The following is a 17,995-nucleotide window of genomic DNA, read 5'->3' on the forward strand; positions in this document are numbered from 1 at the left end:
CAGGAGAATACCCATGGCAACTGTCGCTGTCACCGATGCCTCATTCGAAGCCGAAGTCACTCAATCCGATATCCCCGTTGTTGTGGATTTCTGGGCAGAATGGTGTGGCCCATGTAAACAAATCGGCCCATCCCTAGAGGAATTGTCGGCCGAATTTGAAGGCAAGGTCAAAATCGCCAAAGTCGACGTGGATTCAAACCCGAATGCCGCTGCGGCAATGGGTGTTCGTGGTATTCCCGCGCTGTTCATCATCAAAGATGGCCAAGTGGTATCTAACCGCGCAGGCGCTGCACCAAAAGCGGCTCTGCAAAGCTGGATCGAAGACTCTCTTTGAATTCTCTTGAGAATTGAATGCAAAAGGCGTCTTGGCAACAAGGCGCCTTTTTCATTGGGGCACGCGCAACTTTGATAAAAGGACAAGCACATCATGGCCAAGACTCGCATGGTTGTTGAATTCGGAATGGGCACATCGCTTCGACGTGAAGATTACACCGAGGCGGCAAAACGCGCCATAAAAGATGCGCTCTGGCATAACTCGTTATCAATCGCAGAACTGTTCGATTTCCCAAAAGATGCGATGATCATTGATGTTGAGATCGGGGTGGCCAAGCCCGAGTTGGTTAAAACGCGTGATCTCGAAGACGTTTTCCCATACGGCCAGCCCACAATTCGGGTTGTTCAAGGCGGGCTGGACATCCCCAAGCCTGATCAAACTGCCAATACCGTTATCGCGAATGCCGCTGTGATGGTGTCTTTTGATATGGAGCGGTCATCATGAGCGAAAAGCGTATCATTCTGGAAATGGGCACGGGCAACGACCTGTATGGCCAAGATTACACCAAGGCGGCCCGTCGCGCTGTTGCAGATGCCCTGCACCATTCGTCCATCACGTTATTCGACAAGCTGGGTGTGTCACACACTGAAATGCGTGTCCAAGTCACCGTCGCGGTTCAAGAGCCTGACAAAGTTGATTGTGCCGCGATTGTCGCCGACATGCCGCGTGGACGCTGCTCGGTTCAAGCGGTCAAAGGCGGGCTCAACGTTGTTGATCCAGAGACCGGCGCGGCACATATCGTTGCCACTGCGGCTATCGAAGCCTTCTTGCCTGATATGGCTGGCGCTTGGGCGCTGTCTACAGACGCATAAAGGCGCAAGCCACGAAACTGGCATGCGCCTTTTGAGGCACAATAGAACCTGTGGTGTTATGCCTTTATGGTTTCGACCGTCAGCTTGCCATTGGTGTAAACGCAAATATCTGCGGCAATCGCCATGGCTGCGCGCGCGACCTCTTCGGCAGTTTTATCCGTGTCCATCATGCCACGTGCAGCAGCCAGCGCGAAATTCCCACCGGACCCGATTGCCGCAACATTGTGCTCTGGTTCAAGCACATCACCCGCACCGGTAATCACAAATATATCCGTGCCATCGGACACGATCAGCATCGCCTCGAGTTTTTGAAGATACTTGTCCGTACGCCAATCTTTGGCGAGCTCGACCGAGGCCCGAGCCAATTGTCCCGGCGTTGCCTCTAATTTGGTTTCGAGACGCTCGAGCAAGGTAAACGCATCTGCAGTTGATCCCGCGAATCCCGCGACAACATCATAGCCCCCCGGGGATAAGCGGCGCACTTTTCGCGCTGTTCCTTTGATGACTGTCTGACCAAGCGATACTTGCCCATCCCCTGCGATGACGACTTCGCCATCCTTTTTAACACCAATAATGGTTGTGCCGTGCCAACCTGGAAATTGATCGTCTGCCATGCGTGCCTCCGTTTTCTGTTCTTTTATATGGGGTTCCCAAGCGCAAGCCGCAACGTGTTTTCCTCTCACATGATCGCTATGCAAGGCGTGCATTGCGGGCCTGCGGATTCAGCAATTGTAGAAAATCGGACCTCACCCTAGATGACCCACACAGCCGAGGATGTTCTTGGCAACAAGTAAAGGAATGCGCAAATGGCTAGCACTGCCGCAAATCACGCCCCAATGGGCGCCGTCGCAACCCTGCGGGTTGTCGAGTTTTTCGAAAATATTCGTAACGCTTTCATTCAATGGAATCAAGCGCGCGTGACCCGCAATATTCTATTAGGTATGTCAGCAGACAGACTTGAAGATATCGGTGTGACCCGTTCCGACATCGGATAACCGGACCACACGGTTAGACAAGTTCGGTACATTCGATCGACACATAATGCCCAGAGGCCAGCGAACATAACGTTTGCTGGCTATTCTATATTTACCAGCACGAGCAGCGTGCGAACCAAGACCATTGTCTGAACAAGATTTCATACGCAGCGGCAATACTGCGCGGATCACCATTGACGAATATCTTGCCCAAAACAGAAAAAAACTGTAAGAAGTTCCCCATCTAAATCATATATTGAAGATTTTTCAGATGCATATTTCCGACCTACACGAGCTGCCTCGATCTGCTAAGCACTCGATTTTTTTGACAGTAGATACGCTTCTTATCCCTCTAAGTTTGTTCGTAGCGTTTGCGTTGCGATACGGGACCCCATGGCCTGTGCCGATGATGCAAGGCTCTTGGGTATTGTTCCCAATTGTAACCCTTTTGGGCACTGCGTTGATCTGTGCTTTGAAGATTCAACGAATCAAGCTTGAAGGCCTCGAAAATAGGGCCATTCTGCGAATCGCGACAGGTGCCACTGCACTTATGTTTATGGCAATGATTGTAAGCTATTTGCTCAATCTGTCCGCTCCACGCTCAGTTCCAATTATTATGGGAACTGTCTTTTTTCTGGGGTCAATTGGCGTTCGCATATTAGGGCTTGCTGTACTAACACGGTTTGCCGCACACGAAGCTGACCGCAAGCCTGTTGCTATTTTCGGCGCAGGCGCTGCGGGCATTCAGCTGGCCATGGCCTTGCAACGCTCAAAAGAAGCGCGCCCTGTATTTTTCGTCGATGACAATATCAACCTTCAGGGCCTGATGGTTGCTGGTTTGCCCGTGTATAAGCCAAGCAATTTGGACGAACTGATTGAAAAGCGCAAAATTCGGCAAGTTCTGTTAGCTATTCCGTCAATTTCCGAGTCCCGCCGCAATGATCTGATCAAGGGCCTGCTATCTCTCAACGTCGAAGTCAAAGTCCTGCCGTCTTACATCGACATGATGTCGGGGAATTCGGACGGTGCCCTTAAACCTGTCACCCCAGACGCACTTCTTGGGCGCGACAAGGTTGATCTACATGCTCCAGAGATTGCCGAAGCCTATGCAAATCGCGTTGTCATGGTCACCGGCGCTGGCGGGTCTATTGGGTCTGAACTCTGTCGCCAATTGCTTAACTGCAACCCGACGCGAATCGTTCTTTTTGAACAAAGCGAATTTGCGCTGTATTCCATCGACAAAGAGCTGATGCAGGAAGCCAGCAAACGGAACATCGCGGTAACAGCACGCCTTGGATCCGTGACAAATCCACAGCGCGTGCGCGGTGTTATTGCCGAGGAAGGCGTGGAGATTATCCTTCATGCCGCAGCCTACAAGCACGTTCCACTTGTCGAAGACAACGAGCTGGAAGGGGTGCGCAACAACGTGATTGGCACGCAAGTGGTCGCAGACGCTGCCCGACATGCGGGTATCGAGCGGTTTATCCTTGTGTCGACGGACAAAGCTGTGCGGCCAACAAATGTCATGGGCGCAACCAAGCGCATGGCCGAGCTGGTCATTCAAGATTTGGCAACTCGTTCAGACACAACCCGATATGCTATGGTGCGTTTTGGAAATGTGTTGGGATCTTCTGGATCCGTTCTGCCGCTGTTTCAGAAACAGCTTTCAGCGGGCGGCCCCCTAACGGTCACACACCCCGAAGTTACGCGCTTCTTCATGACAATCCCAGAGGCCGCACGTCTTGTATTGCTCGCTGGAGCGTATGCACAAGGTGGCGATGTGTTTGTGCTGGATATGGGGCAACCTCAAAAAATCTCCGATATTGCCCGCCAAATGATCACCCTGTCAGGACGCAGCGTAAAAGACCCGTCCACCGGTGTCGGCGACATCGAGATTGTCTATACCGGATTACGTCCGGGTGAAAAACTGTACGAAGAGCTTCTGATTGACGATGATAGCCTGCGCGCAACGCCACATCCAAAAATCATGCGCGCCGAAGAAAACATGCTTTCACAGATCGAAGTGGCCTCAATGGTTCGTGACATTCACACTTGCTTGGATGATGCCTCAGCCAATCGCTTGCGTGATTTAATCGCGAATCGAGTAGAAGGCTATCACAAGCAAGTATTGGACGAGCCAACTGAAAAACCTTGGGCGGGTTAACTGCTCTACCAGACAGTTAGATCATGACATACGTATTCAAATGAACAGACACAAAGCTCGCATGTGATGGCATGCGAGCTTTCTGGTAAAATCGGCCATATTGTCGCCTTTTGATACGAATCTCCGCTAGCACAGGCCCAAACTCTGAAAAATCGCCAAATTTACGCAAAGCCTGTGTTTGAGGTGCTTGCAGCGCCTTTTTCCGCTCCCTATATACCCTGCGAAGCGTGATGCACCCAAAGGTGCGTTGCTAACCGGATCGGGGCTTGGATGCCAAAACGGGTCCACGTCTCGAAATATCGCCTTAAGTGAAAGGGATCTAAAATGACCAAAGTAATCGGTATCGACCTAGGTACAACAAACAGCTGTATTTCCATCATGGATGGATCGCAGCCCAAGGTAATCGAAAACGCCGAAGGTGCACGCACCACGCCGTCTATCGTAGCCTTTACAGAAGACGAGCGCCTTGTAGGCCAGCCGGCAAAACGCCAGGCCGTCACAAACCCTGAAAACACCGTGTTTGGCGTAAAGCGTTTGATCGGCCGTCGTGTTGACGATGCCAATCTAGCCAAAGACCTGAAGAACATGCCGTTCAACGTCATCAATGGCGGCAATGGCGATGCATGGGTCGAAGCCCGCGGCGAAAAATATTCGCCCAGCCAAATCTCTGCTTTCATCTTGGGTAAGATGAAAGAAACAGCCGAGTCTTATCTTGGTGAAGAAGTTACGCAAGCGGTCATCACCGTGCCTGCATACTTTAACGATGCCCAACGTCAGGCGACCAAAGACGCTGGCAAGATCGCTGGCCTTGAAGTACTGCGCATCATCAACGAACCCACTGCTGCCGCGCTAGCCTATGGTTTGGACAAAGAAGAAACACACACCATTGCGGTTTATGACCTTGGTGGTGGTACTTTCGACGTGACCATTCTGGAAATTGATGACGGCCTATTCGAGGTCAAATCGACCAACGGTGACACCTTCCTTGGTGGTGAAGACTTTGACATGCGCATCGTCAACTACCTCGCGGATCAATTCAAAAAAGAAAACGGCGTTGACCTGACCAAAGACAAAATGGCTCTGCAGCGTTTGAAAGAAGCTGCGGAAAAAGCCAAAATCGAGCTCTCCAGCTCGTCACAAACAGAGATCAACCAACCGTTCATCTCGATGGACCCATCCAGCGGCCAGCCTCTGCACTTGGTGATCAAGTTGACTCGTGCGAAACTGGAATCTCTGGTTGCTGATCTGATCAAGGCATCTATCAAACCTTGTCAGGCTGCGTTGAAAGATGCGGGCATGAACGCCAGCGAAATCGACGAGATCGTTCTGGTCGGTGGTATGACGCGTATGCCCAAGGTCGTCGAAGAAGTGACCAAATTCTTTGGCAAAGAGCCCCACAAAGGTGTGAACCCTGATGAAGTGGTTGCCATGGGTGCGGCCATTCAGGCTGGTGTTTTGCAAGGCGATGTCAAAGACGTGGTTCTGCTGGACGTAACACCGTTGTCGCTGGGTATCGAAACATTGGGCGGCGTGTTCACACGTCTGATCGATCGCAACACAACGATCCCAACCAAGAAATCGCAAATCTTCTCGACTGCAGAAGACAACCAGAACGCTGTGACCATTCGTTGTTTCCAAGGCGAGCGCGAGATGGCTGCCGACAACAAAATTCTCGGTCAGTTCAACCTCGAGCAAATTCCACCCGCACCGCGCGGTATGCCCCAAATCGAAGTCACCTTTGACATCGACGCAAACGGCATCGTGTCTGTGGGCGCTTTGGACAAAGGCACTGGTAAAGAGCAAAAAATCACGATCCAAGCTTCTGGCGGCCTGTCAGATGCAGACATCGAGAAAATGGTCAAAGACGCCGAAGAGAATGCCGAGTCGGACAAAGACCGTCGCGAGTTGATCGAAGCGAGAAACCAAGCTGAGAGCCTGATCCACTCGACCGAAAAGTCGATGGAAGAGCACTCGGACAAGGTGGATCCAACGACCATCGAAGCGATTGATTTGGCTATTGCCGCGCTGAAAGATGATCTTGAAAAAGATGATGCACAAGCCGACAAAATCAAATCGGGCATCCAGAACGTCACCGAAGCAGCGATGAAGTTGGGCGAAGCTATCTACAAAGCCAGCCAAGACGAAGCCGCAGACGAACCAATGGCGGCAGACGAAGCTGGCGACGAAGATATCGTCGACGCCGACTTTGAAGATCTGGACAACGACAAGCGCTAATTGCGCGTTATTCGGACCCAATGACGGGCCGGTCCGGTTGCCGGACTGGCCCGCTTTGTTCCGAGCCAAAGGAGTAACCCATGGCAAAACGTGACTTCTATGAGGTGCTTGGCGTCAGCAAAGGGGCTTCGGCGGACGAGATCAAAAAAGCTTACCGCACAAAAGCCAAAGAGCTGCACCCAGACCGCAACGCAGACAATCCAGAAGCTGAGGGCAAGTTCAAAGAGGCCAACGAAGCTTATGAAATTCTAAAAGATGCCGAAAAAAAGGCCGCATACGATCGATTTGGCCATCAGGCCTTTGAAGGTGGTATGGGTGGCGGCCCACGCGGCGGACACCCTGGCCAGGGCGACTTTGGCTCCGCATTTTCCGATGTGTTCGACGATCTATTCGGCGACTTCATGGGGGGTCGTGGTGGCGGTCATCAACGTGCCGCACGTGGCTCCGATCTGCGCTATAACCTGCGCGTCACGCTGGAAGAAGCCTACTCCGGCCTACAAAAGACCATCAATGTACCCACATCCGTACAATGCGAGTCATGCGACGGATCAGGTGCTGAAGGTGGTGCCGAACCTGCGACATGCCCCACATGTTCGGGCATGGGAAAAGTGCGCGCCCAGCAAGGGTTCTTTACGGTTGAACGCACGTGTCCAACCTGTTCCGGAATGGGTCAAATCATCAACAACCCATGTAAGGGCTGTGGTGGACAAGGGCGCATGGAAAAAGATCGCTCTTTGTCAGTGAACATTCCTGCGGGCGTTGAAACAGGTACACGTATCCGCCTGTCTGGCGAAGGCGAGGCCGGCATGCGCGGCGGCCCAACCGGAGACCTCTACATCTTTATCGAGGTCACCCAGCACAAGCTGTTTGAGCGGGATGGAAATGATCTGTTCTGTCGCGTGCCCGTTTCGATGACAACGGCCGCACTTGGTGGCGACATTGAGGTTCCTACAATTGACGGCGGCCGCAGTCGCGTCAAAATCCCTGCTGGAAGCCAAGCCGGTCGCCAGATGCGTTTGCGTTCAAAGGGTATGCCTGCACTGCGCGGTGCTGGCGCTGGTGATATGTTCATCGAAATGGCCGTAGAAACGCCAGTGAACCTCACCAGCCGTCAGAAGGAGATTCTTCGTGAATTCGAAGAGCTTTCGGAAGATAATAATCCGGTTGGCAGCAACTTCTTCAAGTCAGTCAAAAACTTCTGGGATTCCATGAAGGGCTGACTTTTGATCCACAACAACTGATACAAAAAGGGCGCGGCTCGGACCGCGCCCTTTTCTATTGGTGCCTAAACTGTTGGGCGTTACTCGACCGTCGGCGCAATCACATAGAGGGCGCGCATTGCCAAACCAGGCTGCACCCCTGGGATCGCATCCGCAAAAATTTTCTGCATCGTGCCGTTGGCATACAGTTCCGACAGAGCGGTATCGACCAGCAAACGGAATTCCGCATCGCCGCGAGCCAATGCCAGACCTTGCTTTTCAATGGTTAGGATTTCGTTGGACATTTGAAAGTTGTCCGCTTTGTCGCTGTTGAAAAACAAACCAGCCAAGATCGATTGATCCGCAAAATAGGCATCGATTTCTTTGTTCTCCATCGCGGCAATTCCGGCATCATGGCTCACGAAGGTTACGACTTCGGCTTCCATTCCAGCACTCTTCAAGGAATTCTCAAGCGCTTCTTGAGTGGTTGTATCGCCACGCACACCCAGTTTTTTGCCAGCCATATCTGCAAAGGTCCCCGGAGCACCTTTCATTTGCAGGATCGCAGTACCATCAACAAAAATGGGCGCCGAAAAATCGACGTGTTCGCGACGACTTAACGTAATGGTTGCCGCACCACACAGCAGATCGATGTCGCCATTCGCCACTTTGTCAAAACGGTTGGCCGCATCAACCGCAACAAAATTTGCCTGTAGGTTGTCCATTTTCAACACATTTGCAATCGCTTGTCCGACGTGCACGCATACTTGTGGGGCGTACCCAGCAGGTTCACCAGACTCGCGCTGAAACGACAGAGGAGCTGCATCTGTACGAAACCCAAGGTTCAACTGACCGGTCTCTTTGATACGATCCAAAGTTTGGGCCGAGGCGGGCAGAGCAAGGAAGGCGCCTGCAAGAAAAGGAAAAATAAGCTTAAGCATAGGAACGTCCTGTATTGAAAATTTAGCGGTACAATAGCGCGGTCAGGCCGATCAGCAATCTACATTTTCAAGGATTTACTTCGGGTCTGCGTACTAGGGCGCATGCCAGACCAAATAAGACTTTGTTAACCTTAACGCCCCATGCTTCGGGAATGGCCCACCAATATACATTCTCTGAAATGCTATTACCGCTGCTCTCGACGGACGAAGCGTCAGCGCCCCCTCTGCCAAGTGGCCGCTTACCTTCGTATATTCGCGATCATCGACAGCGACTGAGGACGCGATTTATTGATGGCGGGGCGGATGCGTTACCAGACTACGAGTTGCTTGAACTCGTGTTGTTTCGCGCAATTCCGCGCCGCGATGTAAAACCGCTTGCACGAGCACTTCTAGATACCTTTGGCGACTTTAATCGCGTGCTCTCCGCGCCACGCGCACGGCTTGCCGAAATCTCTGGTGTCGGCGAGGCAGTGATTCTGGAACTCAAACTGGTCGAAGCCGCGGCCCACCGACTGGCCCGCTCGCGCGTGATCCAAAGGCATGTTCTTTCCAGCTGGGACGTATTGCTAGACTATTGCCATACAGCCATGGCCCACCGCGACACAGAGCAATTTCGGGTGCTGTACCTTGATACAAAAAATATACTGATCGCGGACGAAGCCCAAGCCCAAGGCACGGTCGACCACGTACCGGTCTATCCCAGAGAAGTCGCCAAGCGCGCCCTGGAGCTCAACGCAAATGCCCTTATCTTGGTGCACAATCACCCATCCGGTGATCCGACCCCGTCAAACGACGACATCCGAATGACCGAACAAATCAATGCTGCTGCAACCGCCTTGGGCATCACTCTGCATGACCACCTGATCATCGGAAAATCCCGCGAACTTAGCTTTCGCACAGAGGGATATCTCTAGCGCGCCCACACCTCGACCCGTCGATTCACTTGCCGGCCCCACGCGCTATCATCGCACGCCATTGGCATCGCTTCGCCAAACGCATCCACTGTGACGTCCAACTGTTCGAGGTCCGCAGTTTCAGCAGCCGCCATCACGGCCGATTGCACGGTTTGCGCACGGCGCAATGCGATTTCGCGATTGGCTGGTGCGGCACCCTGACCATCGCTGAACCCAACGAATACAATTCGTCGCGCATCGTAATGCCCCGCCTCAAGCGCACGGGCCAGTTGCTGAATGTTGGATCTGGATTGCGCGTCTAAACGTGTCGACCCCGCCTGAAATCTAAACGAGATACTGAGCCGCTTCATTGGCGCCAACGTCGTTACCATGCGCTGCAATTCCGTCAAAGGGACATCATTACCAGTCACAGAAATCGCATTCACAAACCGATCCCCTTGCAGGTTCACGGGAATCTCTTCCGCCGACTGATCGACAAATCCGGCTCGCCGGATCACGATCTGGGCTGACGGGCTTCGTGTATATGCAAGAAACTCACGAGCGATGCGCGGCAAGCGTCGTGCAGGCACATAGAGAAACATCGGTGCAGTCAGCGGATAATCTTCTGTTTTGATGGTCTGGCGAGAGGCATCCAGAGAAAACCCACATGACCCTGTAAGCGTCAAACGTTGCGTATTTCCCGTTTCAGCGTAACTTGTGATCCCAATCGCAAAAGGATCGCGCATCACGGCGGATAAAAGCGATAGATTACGGTCATGCCGTTCAATCGTGGTGGACAGATGTTCCCGCGCTGGCGACATCAGTTGGTCTTCGACTGCTTGCGCCAACCCTGAGGCGCGCGTCAGCAAGTGCAGACCAATTGGCGCATCCGGTCCACCCAAATCCTGCCAGTTATCAATTTTTCCGGCAAAGACTTCGGCAAGTGTTTGGGGGGAAATCATCTTCACGGGGTTTCCCGGCGAAACGATCGGCACCATGCCATCCAATGCAAGCACGCGACTTCGGTTTGCTGCGCGCATGTCTCCCAGTCCCGCTTCGTACCCACGTTTGGCCTCGGTGGCCCGTATTTCACGCAAGGACATCGCGATATCAGCTTCGTCTGCCAGAAGATCGGCAAAGCCCTCGTCCGAGTTTGAGACATGGAAATAGAAACGCGCCAACGTTTGATCAGACGTGCCGTCCTTAAGTGCGTACTCAAACCGCGTTAAATCTCCTGCGGTTCGCACCACAGTGTATCCATTCCTGAGCGCAAACGCCTCGATTAAAGCCGGCATAAGAACCTCGCCCATCGTCGCTGCGCCAGAAATCGAGATTTCCGCCACAAATGCAGTCAGGCTTGGGCATGCAGGGCCAGAACAGATCACCCCTGACCCATCTACGGTCAATTCACCATAGGTGGTCTGAATACGATAAAACTCGCCATCAAAACCAAGCAAGTTACCGCTGATTTCGACATCACCGTCGCGAGAGGTCAGCGTCACGTCCTGTGCGATTACAGAAACCGCACTTGAAAAAAGGAAAAGTGCGGCGAATACCGCCGCACGTAAGAAGTTATCCAATGACCATCTACCCGCAATTAGTTTTGCGCGATTGTCAGGTCTTCCAGCAGGTTTTTCAACACCAGAAATTCACCAACTGCATCACAATCGGGCAACGTCAGATGAAAGTCCTGCAATTTGGGAGGCTTGTCGCTGCGCAGCTGGATCGATTGCGCCGTGACGTCCTTAGAACAGTTGACGGCGTCGACCTCGGCCTCGACGCTCAGACGCACATGCCCTTGCAGCGGCGCTGTACCTGACGGAAATGTATAAATCTCTGCCATAAGCGCATCAGGGGTCTGCGTATTGCCCAGTCGGGTCAGATATCCACCTTGACCATTCGCCAAGATGGACACGTCTCGCGATGCGCCACGCCAAACATGGCCGTCACTGCCATAATCGGCCTCGTACTCACGAGCATGCAATTGCAGCCCCACGGGCCCCTTCCATTGAACCACAACGCGATCATAGAACGGCAAGGACGGGACATTTGCGCTTGCTACGGCTCCCTCACCGTTTGCAAAGGCCACAATGAACACAGCTTGCTCTGTCAGGGCCGGGATCGACACCGTCAACATCCCATCCGCGCCGACCAATTCAGTAAAGCGCATATCTGAGTGGTGCAGCGTGACCCGCTCGCCCATCAAACATGGGGCAGACAAGGACACGCGCACCATTGCACCGGCTTCTGGCTCTGCCAGCAAGGCTACATCGCACCCCAACATCGGAGTGGTCTCTTCTTCAGGCATCATCCCTACAGGAGAATCTCGTGACACAGTCAGAATAACTGGCTGTGACGGGAAATCCGCCTTGGGGCCAATCTCGCGCGGCAACATCGGCAACGCTGAAAGATCTTGAACATCGCTCAACGGCGGCAATGCCTCTGGCGGCAAGCGCGCAGGTGTCGCGGCGCCGAGATCAGGTGTCACACCACTTGCTGGCTGCTGTGACAACCGTCCAGCACTGTTGGCTTCACCGGATTGCATGAGAAACCCGATAGAAATGGCGACCGAAAATGTCGCTCCGGCAAGAGCGTACCGCCGATACACATTAATCATTTTTGACATACTATTACTCCGAAACTCGTACTGCCCCGCAAGTTTCTTCGCACAAAAAAAGGGCGCTCATGTGGCGCCCTTTTGGTCTTAATCTGTTACGGAATTTCAGGCGACACGCCCGTGACAATGCTTGAATTTTTTTCCTGACCCACATGGGCAGCTTTCATTGCGCCCTGGATTTCCCCAAGTTGCAGGATCATTTTCGTCAAAGCCTTCGCTGGCTTCTCCGGGATGAACCGCGGCACTGTGATCCGCAAAATCTGCAGCGGCCACACGACGGGCTTCCATTTCTTGGGCCAGTTGTTGCTGTTCTTCGTCGGACATCGGGCGAATTTGCGACAGCGTTTTGGTCACATCTTCGCGCAAACCATCCAACATACTTTCAAACAGCTGGAAGGATTCGGTTTTGTATTCATTCAACGGATCACGCTGGGCGTATCCACGGAATCCAACAACCGACCGCAAATGTTCCAGCGTCAAAAGATGCTCGCGCCACTTGGTGTCGATTGTCTGAAGCAGAACTTGCTTTTCGACCATGCGCATGGCTTCAGGGCCAAAATTAGCCGCCTTTTGCGCCATCATCTCATCTGCCGCGCCCTCAAGACGTTCTTGGATGACATCATCATCCACACCTTCTTCGGCCGCCCAATCGGCAACTGGTACATCAATGCCCAACTGTTCAACGCAGGCCTCGTGCAGGCCTTGCGTGTCCCATTGATCAGCATATGTTTTGGGCGGCATATACTGTTCGATCAGCTCCTCGATCACTTCGTGGCGCATATCCTGTGCGATTTCGGACAGGTCTTCGGCTTCCATGATCTCACGGCGCTGACCAAAGATCACTTTGCGCTGATCATTCATCACATCGTCAAATTTGAGCAATTGCTTACGAATATCAAAGTTGCGGCCTTCGACCTTGGCCTGTGCGCGCTCCAAGGATTTGTTCACCCAAGGGTGCACAATCGCTTCACCTTCTTTCATGCCCAGTGTCGACAACACCTTGTCCAACCGCTCCGAGCCGAAAATGCGCATCAAGTCATCTTCGAGTGACAAGAAGAACGACGAACGACCCGGATCACCCTGACGCCCCGAACGACCACGCAACTGGTTGTCGATCCGACGGCTTTCATGGCGCTCGGTGGCCAAAACAAACAACCCGCCAGCATCTTTGACCGCTTGTTCATCGGCAGCATGCTCGGATTCGATACGCGCGCGCACTTCATCTGGGTGGGTGTCGGGGTCCGCTGCGATGGCTTCCATCACTTTGAATTCGACATTGCCGCCCAGCTTAATATCCGTACCACGGCCAGCCATGTTTGTGGCGATGGTCACCGCACCAAATTTACCAGCATCCGCAACAATCTGCGCTTCTTGCTCGTGTTGGCGAGCGTTCAGAACGTTGTGTTTTACGCCTGCTTTTTTCAGCAAATCACTGAGGAACTCGGACTTATCAATCGATGTTGTCCCAACCAGCGTTGGCTGGCCTTTTGCGCTGGATTCTTTGATGATCTCAACGATCGCCTCAAACTTCTCGCGCGCAGTCCGGTACACTGCATCATCTTCGTCCAAACGGGCAATCGGACGGTTTGTCGGAACTTCGACCACGCCCAGTCCGTAAATCTCGGCGAACTCATCTGCTTCCGTAGACGCCGTTCCGGTCATGCCGGACAGTTTATTGTACAAACGGAAGTAGTTCTGGAACGTCACCTGCGCCAGCGTCACGTTCTCTGGCTGAATGTCACAGCCTTCTTTGGCCTCAATCGCCTGATGCAGCCCCTCGGACAAACGACGCCCTGACATCATACGACCGGTAAATTCATCGATCAAAACCACTTCGCCGGACCGCACGATGTAATCTTTGTCTTTGGTGAACAGTTTATGCGCACGCAAACCTTGGTTCACATGGTGAACGATGGTTGTGCTTTCTGGATCATACAGCGACTGCCCTTCTGGCAACACGCCACGTTCCAGCAAAAGCTGCTCAAGGAAATCATTGCCCTCATCGGTAAACGAAATCTGACGAGTCTTTTCATCAAGCGTGTAGTGATCATCTGCCAATTCGGGAAACAGCACATCAATGGCTTGGTATAGTTCAGTACGGTCTTGTGATGGGCCCGAGATAATCAGCGGAGTTCGCGCTTCGTCAATCAGGATCGAGTCGACCTCGTCCACAATCGCAAAGTTATGATCGCGCTGATACATATCGCGCAGATCACTTTTCATATTGTCGCGCAGATAATCAAAACCCAATTCGTTGTTGGTCGAATAAGTGATGTCCGAGCGATAGGCCGCGCGTTTTTCTTCGTCATCCTGTTGAGGATATACAGCGCCTGTTGTCATGCCCAATGCGCCGAAAACATTCGACATCCATTCGGCATCACGTTTGGCCAGATAATCGTTGACGGTCACAATATGAACGCCCTTGCCCGTCAGCGCATTCAAATATGCAGGAAACGTTGCCACAAGGGTCTTGCCCTCGCCGGTTTTCATTTCCGAAATATTGCCTTCGTGCAGGAAAATACCGCCCATCAGCTGTGTATCAAAGGCCCGCAATCCAAGTGCGCGATGCGCTGCTTCGCGGCAGTTGGCAAATGCTTCCGGCAAAAGAGTATCAAGGTTTTCGCCACCTTTTGCCCGCTCGGAAAACTCGGCGGTTTTGGCAATGATCTCTTCGTCGGAAAGTTTCTGAAAATCAGGCTCTAGAGCGTTGATTTGGTCAACAATAGTGCGGGTTGCCTTGATCTTGCGGTCGTTCGGCGTTCCGAACACCTTTTTGGCAAGTTTACCGATACCCAGCATGTGTATTTGTCCTTCATTGACACAATCATGCGCGGCATCTGCTTGCCCGTGCCGCGCCCTGCTCATACAAACGGGGGAACGGGCAAATTGCCTGCGCCTCAATGCGATGTAAGGGGCGGCAGTAACAGTGTCAACGCCGCCAACCTACGCGGCCCATACCAAGGACAAAACGATGTCAAAACACCTCAGAATTCTTCGGTCCGCAGCAATTGCGCTTATCTTGGCTGCTCCCGCCGTGGCAGAAGAAGAGGTCAGCGCCGAAAATGTGATCGCAGTGGTCAACGGAGAGGAAATCACTCTGGGCCATTTGATCATGGTGCGCAGCACACTTCCGGCGCAATACGACCAAGTCGAAGACGCTCTGTTGTTTGATGCCGTACTCAATCAAGCCATCCAACAAACGTTGCTCGCACAAACATATTCCAAAGATCTTCCACTGCGGGTTGAGGTGGCATTGGAAAACCAGCGTCGTCAACTTGTGGCCGGTGAAGTGATCCAAGATGCACTTGAGGGTGCGGTCACAGAAGACGCACTCAGTGCGGCATACGCCGAAAAATATGCCGACTTTGCAGGCGCCCCAGAATACAACGCGTCGCATATCCTTGTAGAATCCGAAGAAGAGGCCGCCACAATCCGCCAAGACATTCAAAACGGTGCCGATTTTGCAGAAATGGCCAAGGCCAAATCTACCGGCCCATCCGGTGCCTCCGGCGGTGTCCTTGGATGGTTTGGCAAAGGTGAAATGGTTCCTGAGTTCGAAGGCGCTGTGGCCGGCATGACCATCGGGGATGTCTCGGAGCCCGTTCAAACCCAATTCGGTTGGCATTTGATCATTCTGAATGACACGCGAGTTCAATCCGCCCCTGCCCTTGCGGAGGTCACCCAAGAGCTTACAGCGGTCATTCAGGAAAACGCGATTGATGCACATATCGCAAGCCTGACAGAGAAAGCCGACATTGACAGTGCCGTCGCCCAAACTCTGGACCCCGCGATCATCAAAAATATTGACCTGCTTTCACCCGTCTCTGAAGGGAACTAAATTTATGGCCGACACAATTGAAAAATCTCCTTTGGCACCTGCGTGTTTTCCTGATCTTCCGGAAATTGCTGGTGCGGAATTTGCGTCCATTTCCGCAGGTGTAAAATATCAAGACCGCAAGGATGTCACATTGATGCGCCTCGCACCGGGTACGACAATGGCTGGCGTGTTCACCCGGTCTTCCACGCGCTCCGCGCCGGTGCTGGATTGTCAGGAGAAAATCGCCCTCGACAGCGACGTCGGTGCGGCAATTATTGTGAACTCGGGCAACGCGAACGCGTTCACTGGCAAAAACGGCGTTGACGCAACAAAGGCCGTCACCGAAACGGTGGCGGCAAGTTTGGGCTTGCCTGCCACACGCATCTTCTCGTCATCGACAGGTGTCATTGGCGAACCGCTCCCGCACGAACGTATTACAGCCAAAGTGGACGATCTGCGCGACATGCTCTCGACCTCCGCCATGCACGACGCAGCGGATGGCATTCGCACCACGGACACCTTTGCCAAAGGGGCAGGCGTTGAAATTCAGATCGATGGTAAGCCAGTGCGGATTTCCGGCATTGCCAAAGGATCGGGCATGGTGGCGCCAGACATGGCGACAATGCTGGTGTATATTTTCACCGACGCCAAGATTGCGCGCCCGTTACTGCAAACCATTCTGTCCGAGCTGACGGACCTCACGTTTAACAACATCACAGTCGACAGCGATACATCCACGTCCGATACGCTGTTGCTTGCTGCAACAGGTGCCAGCGGTGTCTCAATTAACACCAAGACCGGCCCATTTCGCGATGCCCTGCAAGAGGTCATGTTGGATCTTGCACATCAGGTCGTACGCGATGGTGAAGGCGCCACCAAGTTCGTCGAAGTCTGCGTGACAGGTGCTGCATCTGACGCTGATGCACGCACGCATGCCATGTCGATTGCCAATTCTCCACTGGTGAAGACCGCCGTTGCCGGAGAAGATCCCAACTGGGGGCGTGTCGTCATGGCGATTGGCAAATCCGGTGCAGCAGCAGATCGTGACTTGTTGACGATCCGGTTTGGCGATGTGCTTGTTGCCGAAAACGGGTGGGTATCGCCGAACTATCAAGAAGACGATGGCGCAAACTATATGAAATCGGCTGAACTGGCGATCAACGTGGATTTGGGCCTTGCGGACGGGTGCGCAACCGTTTGGACCTGTGATTTGACCCACGGATATATCACCATCAACGCGGACTATAGATCGTGAAAAAAGTTGTCTTGGTCTCAGCGGTTGCGTTGATTGATGTTGACGGGCGGGTGCTGCTTGCGCAGCGCCCCCAAGGCAAGTCTATGGCGGGCCTTTGGGAATTTCCTGGGGGTAAAGTAGAAGCCGGCGAAACCCCTGAGCAGGCTTTGATCCGCGAGCTTCAGGAAGAGCTTGGCATTGACACATGGGCAAGCTGCCTGGCTCCTTTAACCTTCGCCTCACATTCCTATGATGATTTTCACCTGTTGATGCCCCTGTTCGCATGTCGGAAATGGCAAGGCACGCCGGTCGCCCGAGAAGGCCAAACCCTGAGCTGGGTCAGACCGAAAAACTTGCGGGACTATGACATGCCCCCCGCCGACATTCCGCTGATCCCGATCCTGAGAGATTGGCTATAGAAACCACTCGTAGGTCTACCCCAAGATTTCCAGCTACCTTAGCCATCTGAAAAAACACTTCTCACATCAAATATCTTACCCTAAGGTAACGGTTATGTGAAAGCTGCCGCTTCATATAACCTTTCGATAACGTCACTTCACTTGGGGGGATTTGACATGTTGAGAACCATCACGATGGGCACGCGCGTGTCGGTACAGGGCACGTTTGAGTGCGCTTTGCCAAATGGAAAAATCACGGTTCGCGTGGGTGACATGCTTTACACAGGCACACCAATTTCATCTGATACCTAGAGTATTACTCACGGAAAACGAAAACAGGGGCTACCGATTGGGAGCCCCTGTTTTTTTGGTGTCTT

17 protein-coding genes are annotated in these 17,995 nt (G+C 53.0%); 12 read left to right on the plus strand and 5 right to left on the minus strand.

Annotation, left to right across the window (positions count from 1 at the left end):
* The first annotated feature begins 13 nt into the window (after window positions 1-13).
* The 3 genes from trxA to FAP39_RS11385 all read left to right on the plus strand — a co-directional run bounded on the left by trxA (window position 14) and on the right by FAP39_RS11385 (window position 1,146).
* Window positions 14-334 carry a thioredoxin gene (trxA, locus tag FAP39_RS11375; protein ID WP_138016525.1) on the plus strand — a complete coding sequence of 107 codons (321 nt, stop codon included), beginning with the start codon at window positions 14-16 and terminating at the stop codon, window positions 332-334.
* A gap of 93 nt (window positions 335-427) precedes the next feature.
* Complete coding sequence (locus tag FAP39_RS11380) at window positions 428-778, plus strand: Lin0512 family protein (RefSeq protein WP_138016526.1); 351 nt, start codon at window positions 428-430, stop codon at window positions 776-778.
* Window positions 775-1,146, plus strand: a complete 372-nt coding sequence (locus FAP39_RS11385; protein ID WP_138016527.1) for a Lin0512 family protein — start codon at window positions 775-777, stop codon at window positions 1,144-1,146. Before FAP39_RS11380 ends, FAP39_RS11385 begins: the two co-directional genes overlap by 4 nt.
* Window positions 1,147-1,202: 56 nt before the next feature.
* On the opposite strand, the gene hslV is transcribed toward FAP39_RS11385, so the two are convergent.
* Window positions 1,203-1,760, minus strand: coding sequence for an ATP-dependent protease subunit HslV (gene hslV / locus FAP39_RS11390; RefSeq protein ID WP_138016528.1), 558 nt, complete (start codon window positions 1,758-1,760; stop codon window positions 1,203-1,205).
* Between the two features lie 192 nt (window positions 1,761-1,952).
* On the opposite strand from hslV, the gene FAP39_RS11395 reads away from it, so the two are divergent.
* The 4 genes from FAP39_RS11395 (at window position 1,953) to dnaJ (ending at window position 7,739) form a co-directional block, all read left to right on the plus strand.
* Window positions 1,953-2,141 (plus strand): DUF1127 domain-containing protein, encoded by a 189-nt coding sequence (locus FAP39_RS11395; RefSeq protein WP_138016529.1) that lies wholly within the window; start codon window positions 1,953-1,955, stop codon window positions 2,139-2,141.
* Between the two features lie 529 nt (window positions 2,142-2,670).
* Complete coding sequence (locus tag FAP39_RS11400; protein WP_246059099.1) at window positions 2,671-4,284, plus strand: polysaccharide biosynthesis protein; 1,614 nt, start codon at window positions 2,671-2,673, stop codon at window positions 4,282-4,284.
* A 324-nt stretch (window positions 4,285-4,608) separates the two neighbouring features.
* Window positions 4,609-6,519 carry a molecular chaperone DnaK gene (gene dnaK / locus FAP39_RS11405; protein ID WP_138016531.1) on the plus strand — a complete coding sequence of 637 codons (1,911 nt, stop codon included), beginning with the start codon at window positions 4,609-4,611 and terminating at the stop codon, window positions 6,517-6,519.
* Between the two features lie 80 nt (window positions 6,520-6,599).
* Complete coding sequence (dnaJ, locus tag FAP39_RS11410) at window positions 6,600-7,739, plus strand: molecular chaperone DnaJ (protein ID WP_138016532.1); 1,140 nt, start codon at window positions 6,600-6,602, stop codon at window positions 7,737-7,739.
* Between the two features lie 80 nt (window positions 7,740-7,819).
* Here dnaJ and FAP39_RS11415 read toward each other — a convergent pair whose 3' ends face one another.
* The gene (locus tag FAP39_RS11415; RefSeq protein WP_138016533.1) at window positions 7,820-8,659 is read right to left on the minus strand and encodes an amino acid ABC transporter substrate-binding protein; all 840 of its coding nucleotides are present in this window, start codon (window positions 8,657-8,659) and stop codon (window positions 7,820-7,822) included.
* A 152-nt stretch (window positions 8,660-8,811) separates the two neighbouring features.
* Between FAP39_RS11415 and radC the strand changes: the two genes are divergently transcribed.
* Entirely contained in the window at window positions 8,812-9,573 is a 762-nt protein-coding gene (radC, locus tag FAP39_RS11420; protein WP_138016534.1) for a RadC family protein, read from the plus strand.
* On the opposite strand, the gene FAP39_RS11425 is transcribed toward radC, so the two are convergent.
* The 3 genes from FAP39_RS11425 to secA all read right to left on the minus strand — a co-directional run bounded on the left by FAP39_RS11425 (window position 9,570) and on the right by secA (window position 14,968).
* The gene (locus FAP39_RS11425; RefSeq protein ID WP_138016535.1) at window positions 9,570-11,132 is read right to left on the minus strand and encodes a phosphate ABC transporter substrate-binding/OmpA family protein; all 1,563 of its coding nucleotides are present in this window, start codon (window positions 11,130-11,132) and stop codon (window positions 9,570-9,572) included. The two genes, radC and FAP39_RS11425, sit on opposite strands and share 4 nt — an antisense overlap.
* 17 nt (window positions 11,133-11,149) lie before the next feature.
* Window positions 11,150-12,178, minus strand: coding sequence for a translocase (locus FAP39_RS11430; protein ID WP_138016536.1), 1,029 nt, complete (start codon window positions 12,176-12,178; stop codon window positions 11,150-11,152).
* Between the two features lie 96 nt (window positions 12,179-12,274).
* The gene (secA, locus tag FAP39_RS11435) at window positions 12,275-14,968 is read right to left on the minus strand and encodes a preprotein translocase subunit SecA (protein WP_138016537.1); all 2,694 of its coding nucleotides are present in this window, start codon (window positions 14,966-14,968) and stop codon (window positions 12,275-12,277) included.
* Window positions 14,969-15,140: 172 nt separating this feature from the next.
* Here secA and FAP39_RS11440 point away from each other — a divergent pair, with 172 nt between their 5' ends.
* The 4 genes from FAP39_RS11440 (at window position 15,141) to FAP39_RS17895 (ending at window position 17,930) form a co-directional block, all read left to right on the plus strand.
* Window positions 15,141-16,007, plus strand: a complete 867-nt coding sequence (locus FAP39_RS11440) for a peptidylprolyl isomerase (protein ID WP_138016538.1) — start codon at window positions 15,141-15,143, stop codon at window positions 16,005-16,007.
* A gap of 4 nt (window positions 16,008-16,011) precedes the next feature.
* Window positions 16,012-17,241 (plus strand): bifunctional glutamate N-acetyltransferase/amino-acid acetyltransferase ArgJ, encoded by a 1,230-nt coding sequence (gene argJ, locus FAP39_RS11445; RefSeq protein ID WP_138016539.1) that lies wholly within the window; start codon window positions 16,012-16,014, stop codon window positions 17,239-17,241.
* Window positions 17,238-17,639, plus strand: coding sequence for an 8-oxo-dGTP diphosphatase MutT (gene mutT / locus FAP39_RS11450; protein WP_138016540.1), 402 nt, complete (start codon window positions 17,238-17,240; stop codon window positions 17,637-17,639). Before argJ ends, mutT begins: the two co-directional genes overlap by 4 nt.
* A 156-nt stretch (window positions 17,640-17,795) precedes the next feature.
* Window positions 17,796-17,930 (plus strand): hypothetical protein, encoded by a 135-nt coding sequence (locus FAP39_RS17895; protein ID WP_281280253.1) that lies wholly within the window; start codon window positions 17,796-17,798, stop codon window positions 17,928-17,930.
* Window positions 17,931-17,995 lie beyond the last annotated feature (65 nt).

Origin of the sequence: Shimia litoralis, from assembly GCF_005518135.1 — a bacterium.
Lineage (GTDB): Bacteria > Pseudomonadota > Alphaproteobacteria > Rhodobacterales > Rhodobacteraceae > Shimia_E > Shimia_E litoralis.

What these genes read in the sequence shown, in the direction of transcription:
- FAP39_RS11400 (WP_246059099.1), top strand. Translation starts at nt 2,671, where the DNA reads ATGTTTATGGCAATGATTGTAAGCTATTTGCTCAATCTGTCCGCTCCA.
- FAP39_RS11415 (WP_138016533.1), bottom strand. Translation starts at nt 8,659, where the DNA reads ATGCTTAAGCTTATTTTTCCTTTTCTTGCAGGCGCCTTCCTTGCTCTG.
- trxA (WP_138016525.1), top strand. Translation starts at nt 14, where the DNA reads ATGGCAACTGTCGCTGTCACCGATGCCTCATTCGAAGCCGAAGTCACT.
- FAP39_RS11385 (WP_138016527.1), top strand. Translation starts at nt 775, where the DNA reads ATGAGCGAAAAGCGTATCATTCTGGAAATGGGCACGGGCAACGACCTG.
- FAP39_RS11395 (WP_138016529.1), top strand. Translation starts at nt 1,953, where the DNA reads ATGGCTAGCACTGCCGCAAATCACGCCCCAATGGGCGCCGTCGCAACC.
- hslV (WP_138016528.1), bottom strand. Translation starts at nt 1,760, where the DNA reads ATGGCAGACGATCAATTTCCAGGTTGGCACGGCACAACCATTATTGGT.
- FAP39_RS11440 (WP_138016538.1), top strand. Translation starts at nt 15,141, where the DNA reads ATGTCAAAACACCTCAGAATTCTTCGGTCCGCAGCAATTGCGCTTATC.
- dnaK (WP_138016531.1), top strand. Translation starts at nt 4,609, where the DNA reads ATGACCAAAGTAATCGGTATCGACCTAGGTACAACAAACAGCTGTATT.
- secA (WP_138016537.1), bottom strand. Translation starts at nt 14,968, where the DNA reads ATGCTGGGTATCGGTAAACTTGCCAAAAAGGTGTTCGGAACGCCGAAC.
- FAP39_RS11430 (WP_138016536.1), bottom strand. Translation starts at nt 12,178, where the DNA reads ATGTCAAAAATGATTAATGTGTATCGGCGGTACGCTCTTGCCGGAGCG.
- FAP39_RS17895 (WP_281280253.1), top strand. Translation starts at nt 17,796, where the DNA reads ATGTTGAGAACCATCACGATGGGCACGCGCGTGTCGGTACAGGGCACG.
- radC (WP_138016534.1), top strand. Translation starts at nt 8,812, where the DNA reads ATGGCCCACCAATATACATTCTCTGAAATGCTATTACCGCTGCTCTCG.
- argJ (WP_138016539.1), top strand. Translation starts at nt 16,012, where the DNA reads ATGGCCGACACAATTGAAAAATCTCCTTTGGCACCTGCGTGTTTTCCT.
- FAP39_RS11380 (WP_138016526.1), top strand. Translation starts at nt 428, where the DNA reads ATGGCCAAGACTCGCATGGTTGTTGAATTCGGAATGGGCACATCGCTT.
- dnaJ (WP_138016532.1), top strand. Translation starts at nt 6,600, where the DNA reads ATGGCAAAACGTGACTTCTATGAGGTGCTTGGCGTCAGCAAAGGGGCT.